General features: G+C 74.4%; 7 protein-coding genes and 2 pseudogenes (1 of these 9 cut by a window edge). 1 reads left to right on the forward strand and 8 read right to left on the reverse strand.

Features of this window, described 5'->3' with window-relative positions; genetic code table 11:
* The 8 genes and pseudogenes from ACZ4YY_RS10340 to ACZ4YY_RS10375 form a co-directional block, all read right to left on the reverse strand.
* A pseudogene (locus tag ACZ4YY_RS10340) lies at nt 1-88 on the reverse strand (NADase-type glycan-binding domain-containing protein) (it extends 1169 nt beyond the left edge of the window).
* Between the two features lie 429 nt (nt 89-517).
* The gene (locus ACZ4YY_RS10345) at nt 518-1075 is read right to left on the reverse strand and encodes a phage tail protein (protein ID WP_468286360.1); all 558 of its coding nucleotides are present in this window, start codon (nt 1073-1075) and stop codon (nt 518-520) included.
* Nucleotides 1072-3030 (reverse strand): putative baseplate assembly protein, encoded by a 1959-nt coding sequence (locus ACZ4YY_RS10350; protein ID WP_468286362.1) that lies wholly within the window; start codon nt 3028-3030, stop codon nt 1072-1074. The genes ACZ4YY_RS10345 and ACZ4YY_RS10350 overlap by 4 nt, the downstream gene beginning before the upstream one ends.
* Nucleotides 3030-3473 carry a GPW/gp25 family protein gene (locus ACZ4YY_RS10355; RefSeq protein WP_468286365.1) on the reverse strand — a complete coding sequence of 148 codons (444 nt, stop codon included), beginning with the start codon at nt 3471-3473 and terminating at the stop codon, nt 3030-3032. Before ACZ4YY_RS10355 ends, ACZ4YY_RS10350 begins: the two co-directional genes overlap by 1 nt.
* A gap of 55 nt (nt 3474-3528) precedes the next feature.
* Nucleotides 3529-5436 (reverse strand): VgrG-related protein, encoded by a 1908-nt coding sequence (locus tag ACZ4YY_RS10360; protein WP_468286368.1) that lies wholly within the window; start codon nt 5434-5436, stop codon nt 3529-3531.
* On the reverse strand, nt 5436-6161 hold the full coding sequence (locus tag ACZ4YY_RS10365) for a CIS tube protein (RefSeq protein WP_468286373.1): 726 nt from the start codon (nt 6159-6161) through the stop codon (nt 5436-5438). Before ACZ4YY_RS10365 ends, ACZ4YY_RS10360 begins: the two co-directional genes overlap by 1 nt.
* 17 nt (nt 6162-6178) lie before the next feature.
* Nucleotides 6179-6604: a phage tail protein gene (locus ACZ4YY_RS10370; RefSeq protein ID WP_468286376.1), complete on the reverse strand. Its 426-nt coding sequence runs from the start codon at nt 6602-6604 to the stop codon at nt 6179-6181.
* A 99-nt stretch (nt 6605-6703) separates the two neighbouring features.
* Nucleotides 6704-6982 (reverse strand): hypothetical protein, encoded by a 279-nt coding sequence (locus tag ACZ4YY_RS10375; RefSeq protein ID WP_468286379.1) that lies wholly within the window; start codon nt 6980-6982, stop codon nt 6704-6706.
* 1219 nt (nt 6983-8201) lie between these two features.
* Between ACZ4YY_RS10375 and ACZ4YY_RS10380 the strand changes: the two are divergent.
* Nucleotides 8202-8707: pseudogene (locus ACZ4YY_RS10380) on the forward strand (hypothetical protein); the annotation flags it as partial.

An 8707-nucleotide genomic window follows, 5' to 3' on the forward strand; every position in this document is an offset into this window, starting at 1 on the left:
TATCTTGTCTTTCAGTTTGGGGGTGGTGTGTGTCCCTAGATTGTTTTGGGGGGGGTGGTGGTGGTTTCGTGTTGCCAGTTTCCAACAGGGGGGTCCCTCCCCCCCCCCCCCCACGCCGGGGCGGAGGAAGGAGCGGGGCTTTCCGGGGCGGCGGGTGCGCTCACTGCCGTGCCGGTGCCTGATCCGGTGCCGGTGCCGGTGCCGGTGCCGGTGCGGGTGCCGGTCGGAGTGTGGGGTGTGCCCGCCGGCGTCGCGCCGTCGTGATCGGCGGACGTCCTCGACGCGCCGGCCGCCCTGGACCCGCCGTCCGGCGTCCCGCCGTCACCGTCCGCCCGCGACAGGGCGGACGCCGTGGACCCGGCGCCCGCACCGGCCGCGCCGTTCGCCGTCACGGCACCGGCGGACGCCCCGGCCTCCGCGCGGCCCCGCGTGTTCCAGCTCAGGACCGCCCCGCAGGCGTCGCAGAAGGACTGGCCCGGTTCTGCCCGGGTGCCGCAGTCGGTGCAGTTCTGGGTGGTCATCGCTGCGGGGTCCTTTCGGTGGCGGTCACCTTGACCGTGTACGGCATGTGGGCGGGGCGGGCGGCGGCCACGAGGGTGGTCAGGCGGTGTTCGTCCGCGGGGGTGGGGTCGGGCAGGCGGAGGGTGACGTGGAGGTGGGGGCGCGGGTCGCCGGGGAACGGGCCGAGGGGGCGGGCGCTCCACTCGGCGCCGCCGCTCTCGGAGATCTCCGGCTCCACGCCGAACGCCAGCCGGATCGTCTCCGCGAGACCGCGCCGGGTGCCGCGCACCCGGTGCAGATACGCGGCGGCGGCGACGGCGGCCCGCAGTCTCGGCTCCGGTTCCGTGCCGTCGGTCTCGGCGCCGACCCAGCCGGCCAGCCAGCGGGTGAAGTCGACGGGCGCGAGGGCCGGGTCGAAATAGGAGGGGAGACAGTCGAGGACGTTGAGGATCGGCGCGAGCACCTCGTCCAGCCCGGCGACGAAGCGCTGGGCGAGGTCGTCGTCGGCGAAGACGGCGGGCAGCATGGCGCCGAGCGGCGCGGACGAGCCCAGGCCGTCGACCGAGCCCCTCACGAACCGTCCCCGATCACTCGGACCCGGTGGTCGTAGGAGAAGACCAGGGCGGGCGGGGACAGGTCGATGCGGTCCGTCGCCTCGCCGCGCTTCCCGGTCAGCGGGTCGGCCGGGTGCAACGCGACCTGGTCGACCAGCTCGACGCCGGGGACACGCTGGAGGACCGCGAAGACCTCGCCGGACTGCACGGGACGGCCGAAGGGCCAGCCCCTGCCGTCCGCGCCACCGGTGAGCGGGTCGAGGTGGCGGTAGAGGGCGTCGTGGGCCTGGCGGCGGACACGGTCGGTGTCCACCCCCCGGAAGGCGTGCACCGTCGCGACGACCGTCACCCCCTGGTAGTACGGCGGGCCGACCGCCAGCCGCGTGCCGATCAGGCGGCGCTCGTCGAGGTGGCGGGTGATGCGGTCCAACAGGGTGTCCCCGGGCACGAGTTGCTCGAAGCGCAGGCGGCCACCGGGGTCGGGGACCGCCTGCGGGACGACCAGGACCCGGACGGCGTAGGCGCCGTGGGCGTCCGGTTCGCCCTCCAGGCAGGTGATGCGGGCCGTCTCGGGGGCGGCGCGGCGGGCCAGCTCCTCGTAGTCGCGCAGGGTGACCGCCCGCTCCTGGGCGCGCAGGGTGACCGGGGCGCGTACCTTCGCCTCGTCCACCGTCTCGCCGTCTACCCCGCCGCGCGCGGCCTCGCGGTTGACGACCTCCGAGACGTACGGGACGGAGGTGCGCAGGACCTGCACGGCACCCCGGGCGACGTTGCCGGCGCGGCCGCCGCCGGTGCGGTAGCGGCGGGCGCGGATCACGGCGCCCTTGGGGGCGACGGCGCCGTACTGGCGCAGCGTGCCGTCGGGTTCGCGCACGGACGGGCCGAAGGCGATCTCGCCGGTGGTGGCGTCGAGGGTGACATGGCGGTCGTCCGGGCCGGAGGCGGCGAAGTGCGGGACGACCAGCCAGTCCACCCAGCCGTCGTGCCCGGCGGTCTGCAGCAGCAGGGGCGGGTCGTCGCCGACGACCGGGGCGTGGGCCAGGCGCAGCCGCTGGCCGGGCAGGCCGGTCGACTCGCCGAGCGCCTCGTCGAGGACCGTCTCGGCGTGGACGGTGGGGGCGGTCCCGCCGACCGTGAAGGCCTCCGCCGAACGGACCGTGGGGGAGGTGGTGTAGAAGGGCTGGCCGGGGAGGGGCTCGGTGACGCGGCAGCGCAGCCAGCCGGCCTCCTGGCCGCCGGAACGCGACAGGACGTGCCCGCCGGGGACGTGCAGGACGATTTCGCCGGGGCGGTTGAGACCGCCGGTGCCGTCCCGGTCGACCTCGCACTCCTGCCAGCCGTCCTCCGTCCACGCCTCCCACACCAGCGGAGGCTGGCGCGGGTCGACTCCGACGCCGTCCACCCGGCTGTCCAGTTCGAGGGCGACCGCACAGTGCGGGACGGCCGCGGACAGGCCGAGCAGCATGCAGTCGCCGGGCTGCGGGGCCTCCGCGAAGCACAGCAGGTCCTTGCCCTCGGCGAGGTCGGTGCTCCGGTCGGCGACCGGCTCGCCCCGGTGCTGCACGACGAGATGGCGCAACCGGCTCGGTACGACGGCCAGTTCGCGTTCCGTCGCGAAGACGACGGCCTCCTCGCTCTCCGTCCGCACGGTCGCCACCTCGGTGCCCGTCGGCAGCAGCACCGTCTCCTCCTGCGGCGCCGACAGCCAGAACGTGACGTCCGTGCGGGCCGCCGACGGCGGGAACAGGCGGATGCCGACCAGGTCCAGGAACGCGAGGTGGTTCTTGTCCGGGACGCGGTTGAGGCGGTAGACGATCTGGTCCGCCATGTGGGCGACCGTCTCGACGAGCGTCACACCCGGGTCGGAGACGTTGTGGTCGGTCCACTCCGGCGCGCGCTGCTGGATGTAGCGCTTGGCGTCGTCGACGAACTGCTGGAAGCGGCGGTCGTCCAGGTGGGGGGAGGGCAGGGCCATCAGCGGTCGCTTTCGGGAGCCGTACCGGAGGAGCCGGCGGAGTCCGGCTCGTCGTGGGACGGGATGACGTAGAACGGGAAGACGAGGCTGCGCGGGTTGTTCGTGCCGCGGATCGCGTAGCGGACGTCGATGAACAGGACGCCCTGCTCGGCGCCGGCGGTGACCTCGACGTCGTGGACCTCGATCCGCGGCTCCCAGCGGTCCAGGCTGGTGTGCACCTCGTGCTGGATGCGGCCGGCGGTGGCCTCGTTGACCGGGGCGAACACCAGGTCGTGGATGGCGCAGCCGAACTCCGGGCGCATCGGGCGCTCGCCCGGCGCGGTCGCGAGGACCAGTCGGATCGCCTCCTCGATCTCGCGTTCGCCGCTGACCAGGGCGATGCCTCCGGTGGGGCCGATGCGCAGGGGGAACGCCCAGCCGGATCCCACGAACTGTTCGGCCATCAGGGGACCACCTGCCTTCTCCTTCTCCTGGGTGTGCGGGGGAACCGCTCGGCCGTCACGGCAGCGGATACGGCTTGTTGTTGACCATCACCACGCCCTGGAGCAGGAGCGTGGCGGCCCGGATGCCCACGTTCGCGACGGAGTTGACCTGGAGGGTGCCGCCCGCGGTGATCATGGCGGCGCCCACGGCCTTGAGGTTGAGGGCGCCCATCGCGTCGACCGTCACCGCGCCGCCGAGCGACTTGAGGTTGACCAGGCCGCGGCCCTGGATGTCGAGGGGCCCGCCGCTCTTGATGGTCAGCCGGCGGCCCGCGCTGAGCGTGAGGTCCGTGCCGGCCTCCACCGACACCGACCGGCTGCCCGTGATGCTGACCGTGCCCTTGCTGTCCACGGTGATCTCGGTCCTCGTCCGGTCGAGGGTGATGACGAGTTTGTCGTCGCCGCTGGTCACGCGGACGCCCTGCTTGCCGCCGCCGGTCTTCTGACTGAGCAGGTCGACCCGGTTGCCGTCCCGGTCGGACAGGGTGTGCCGGGCGGCCCGGCGCCGCGCCCCGTCGTGCAGCGGGACGTCCTTCACGGGGGTCGGCAGGTCCCTGCCGTTGTACAGGCCGCCGATGACGTACGGGTGGTCCAGGGCGCCCCGGTCGAAGGCGACCAGGACCTCGTCGCCGACGTCGAGCGGGAAGATCGAGCCGCCGTCCTTGCCGCCCCACTGCACCACGCGCGTCCAGTCGCTGACGTAGGCGTCGTCCAGCCAGGGGAACTGGAGCTTGACCCTGCCCTGCCTGAGGGGGTCCTGCACGTCGGTGACCAGGGCGTTGGCGGTGCCGGGCAGACGCAGGCCGTTCTGCGGGCCCCCGCCGCCCGACGCCAGCCCGTACAGCGAGCGCCACTGCCGGCCGCTGACGGTGACCTGGGCCTCGTAGTGCCGGCCGTCGCCGAAGACGTGCCGTACGGAGGTCGCCGTGTACTTGCCCTCGAAGGGGGCGCCGACGTCGGCGAGGGTCACGGGCAGGCCGGGCCGCAGCTTGGGTGTGCCGCGCGCGACGACCTCCAGTTCGGCGAAGGAGCCGGTGACCTCGTCGGCGAGCGCCTCGGCGGCGAACTTCACCTCGGACTGCCGGTCGTAGGGCACCTGCGCGTCGACCAGTCTGGCCGGTTTGAACCGGGCGGCGGCCTCGCCGGGCGTCGTACCGATGCTGATGCCGGGGTTGGTGCGGGCGGGCGCGGTGGCGGTGAGCTTCTTCTTGGTCGTCACGTCCCAGCCGCGGGCCTCGACCGTGGCGACCTGCTCGGCGGCGGTGACGGCGGCCCGCAGACGCAGGATGTCGGTGCCGGCCTCGAGGACGAACGGGCTCTTCTCGCCGGGGGTGGAGACGGGCGGCGCGCCGGAGGCCGGGTCGGGCCTGAGGAACTGGAACCGGCCCTTGGCGTCGACGGACATGACCATCTCGTTCTCGTCGGCGAGACGGGCGAGGAAGTCCCAGTCGGTGGTGTTGGCCTGGCTGATGAACTCGTAGACCGTCCGGGTCGCCTCGATGCGGCCGACGGGCACGCCGTCCTGGGCGGCGATCCGGCGGGCGATGTCGGAGGCGCTCTGGTTGCGGTACGCGGCGACGCGGCGCTGGCGCATCAGACGGTGGCCGTGGTCGTAGCCGCGGACGACGGTGAAGCTGCCGGTGCCGTCGTAGTCGGCCTCCAGACCGCACACCTCGCCGGTGAGGAGGGGGTCGCCGGCTCCCTTGCCGTCGGCGACGGGCGTGATGACGACGGGCGTGCCGAACCGCACGCCCAGCTTGCCGAGGACCTGCCGGTAGGGGTCACGGAAGGTGAGCCGGAACGCGGCGGGCACCCCGAGGCCCTGGTCCACCCAGCCCTCGACGAGGAGGGGCGCGAAGTCGGGAGGGAGGGGGCTGCCGCCGAGGGTGACCTGGACGACGCTGGAGTAGGCGGACTGCACCATCAGAAGCGCACCTCCTCGGCGGCGGGCAGGACGAGTTCGGTGCCGGTGGGCAGGCGGGCGGGGTCGTCGATGTCGTTGGCCTCGGCGATGGACCGCCAGGCGGCGGCGTCGCCGTACTCGCGCCAGGCCAGGGACTGGAGGGAGTCCCCGGCGACGACACGGTGCACGCGCCGCGCGGTGAGCGCGCCGGAGGTGGGGTTCTGGCCCTTCGTCCGGCTGGGGATCTCGTGCAGACGGACCTGGCAGGTGGCGCGGATGGGCACGCCCGTCGTCCCGAAGAGGGAGTAGGTCACGTCGACGCTGCTGACGTAGGCGGTGAAGCGGGCGGTCGAGAACGAACCCCACTGGAAGACGACCCACGGCGGCGAGGGCTGCTTGGCGGCGATGCTCTTCGAGGTGACCTCGCAGCACTCGAGCAGGGACTCCACCTTCTTGAGCACGGTGTTGCTGCCGGGCTCGTCGGAGGAGTCCAGGAAGATCTCGACGGTCATCTCCCGGGGTTCCGGGCCCATGAACTCCGGCACGGAGCCGTCGCGGACGGCGGCGGTCGGGGTGACCTTCCACTGGGCGCGGCGGCCGAGTTGCAGTTGCGCCGGGTTGAAGTCGAACCCGAAGGATTTGATCAGGCCGCCCGGAGTGGTGCTGGTGCCGACGGGCGGTTCGTGGATGGCGAGCGTGGCACGGACGAGGCTCTTGCCGGCGCCCCCCTTGCTTCCCTTGGCCATGGTGGTGAGCGCTCCCCTCAGTCCGTGAAGCCGTGGTGGGTGATCTCCAGGACCTCCGTGGCGACACCCGGGTTAGCGGGGTCCAGGGACGGGCCCTGCCAGCTGACCGGCAACACGTCGATCAGGCCCCAGCGGGCGACCTCCGACCCGTCGGCGCGCAGCGCGGCGATCTGGGCGGTGGGGCGGGTCACGCCCGTGGTGACCGACGAGATCCACTTGGCGACCTTCGTCGTGTCGGGGGTGAGGGGGCGGGTGAGGCGGATGGTGGAGAAGGTGACGCGGGAGGGGAGCTGCCAGACGAAGCCGTTGTTCCCGCCCTCCTGGCGGTGCTCGATCTCCACCTGGGAGGACAGGCCCTCGCACCCGTTGAAGTACCCGAGGCTTTCGCCGTCGATGGTGAGGGTGAAGAAGACGGTGGAGCCCGGGTCGAGATCGCGGGGCATCGGGGGCGGGCCTTTCTGGCTGAACGGGGATCGGGCGGGGCGGTCGGCGGTCGGCGGTGGGCGGTCGGGACGGGGTGGGGTGGTGCGGCGGTCGGGCGGTCAGTGGCGGGGGTCGCGGAGCCTGCCGATGCGCTCGCGGTCCAGGCGCAGTTCGGTGCGGAGGAGCCGCGTGATGCGACCGGTGAGGCGATGGGTGAGCTCGTCGAGCTGGAAGTCGGTCAGGGCGCGCGGGTCGAAGGGGGGCGGGGTGGCTTTGGGGGGAGCGGGGGTGGGGGTGGGGATCGGCGTGGGCGTGGAGGGAGGTGGCTTGGGGGTGGTGGTGTTGGCGGTGGCCGTGGGGGCGGCCGTGGCGCGGGGAGCGGGGGCGCGCTGGATCATCGGGGGCGGGGGCGGGGATGTGAGTGACGGGACGGCGGCGAGGGGGGTCGGTGCGGTGGTGGCGGGGCCTCGGGGGATCGGCGCGGCGGGGGTGCCGGGGCTTTGGGGGGTGGGCGCGGTGGTGGTCGGAGGGGTCGCCGTGCGGCGGGGCTGGACGACGGGGCGGGGGCCGGCGCCGGGGGCGGTGCGGCGCAGGGGAACGGCCGGGGGAGGTGCAAGGCGCTGGAGGGCGGGAGGAGTCGCGGAGGTGGGGGTGGCAGGGCCGGTGGGGGGCTTGGGGGCCGGCTGGGGTGTGTCGGGGCGGACGGGGCTTGCCGCGGAGCGGAGAGGGACGGCGGTGGAGGGTGTGCGGCGCTGGAGGGTGGAGGGCGCCACGGGGGTGGAAAGGCGGGTGGGCGTGGGGGTGCTGACGGTGCGTGGGACGGGCGTGGGACGCGCGGGGGCATTGCGGGTCGGCTGGGAAGCGGTGGCCGTGTGGGGGAGCGAGGGCGGCGTCGCGGGGGTGGAAAGGGGGGTGGGCGTGGGACGCACGGGGGTCTTGCGGGTCGGCTGGGGGGCGGTGGCCGTGTGGTGGGGCGGGAGTGGCGTCGCGGGGGTGGAAGGCGGGGTGGGCGTGGGGGTGCTGACGGTGCGTGGGACGGGTGTGGGGCTCGGCGTCGATGTGCTCTCCGGAGTCGCGCGGTGTCTCGGGTGGCTCGCAGCACGCTGTACGGCGGGTGCGACCGCCGGCACGGTGTGCGGCACCGCGTCCGAGGGACGGGAGGGCAGAGGAGCGCCGAGGAGCGGACGCGGGCGCCCTGCGGACGCGCCGGTCGGACGGGTCGGCGCATCGGTGGTGCTCGCGGCCGGCGAGATCGCGCGTTGCACCGCGGGCGACGGCGGTACCGGACGGGAACGCGGAGCGGGCGCGGCGGGAGGGGGCGGGGGTGTGGCGGCGCCGCCCGTGTGACCTCGGGTGGGCGCGCCCAGGCCGGAACGGCGTGCGGGAACGGGCCCGGGTGGGACGCTCCCCCCGAGGGACGGGACGGAACCGGACCGGCGGCCCTTCGGCTCGGGGACGGCACCCGCTGCCCGCGGAGTCGTCACCGAGGCGCGCTCCGCCGAGCCCGACCGCTGCACGTCGGTGCGGGCCGTTGGGGTCGCGGGTGCGTTCGCCGTGGGGGTTCGTGGGGTTTCGGCGGGCGGGGTGGTCGGGGGCTCGGGCGCGGGTGGTGCGGTCGTGGGGGTGCTGGTGGGCGTGTGCGTGCGCTGGATGTCGACGCCGGGGTGCGGCGTGCGGGCCGTTGGGGTCGCGGGTGTGATCGCCGTGGGGGTTCGTGGGGTTGCGGCGGGCGGGGTGGTCGAGAACTTGGGCGCGGGTGGTGCGGTCGTGGGGGTGCTGGTGGGCGTGTGCGACCGTCGCACGTCGACGCCGGGCAGCGGGGTGGCGTCTGCGGCGGGCCGGGTGGACTCGGGGGCCGACACCTCGTCAGCGGGCTGGGGTGTGGGGCGGCCGGCCGGGGTTCCCTCGCCCGGTGGGGAACTCGACGCCGTACGGGTGGGCGCGGGTGAGCGCTGGATGTCGGTGCCGGGCTGTGGTGTCGGGGTTGCCGGGGGTGTGGGGGCGTCGCTCGGCCGGGTCTGCGGGGTGGTCGACGGTCCGTTCGTGGGTGTTGCGGTCGGTGTGGGGCGTGCGGGTGAGCGCTGGACGTCGGTGTCTGTCTGCGGGCTCGGGGCCGCTTCCGT

The sequence above is a fragment of the Streptomyces sp. NPDC030143 genome, assembly GCF_055573695.1.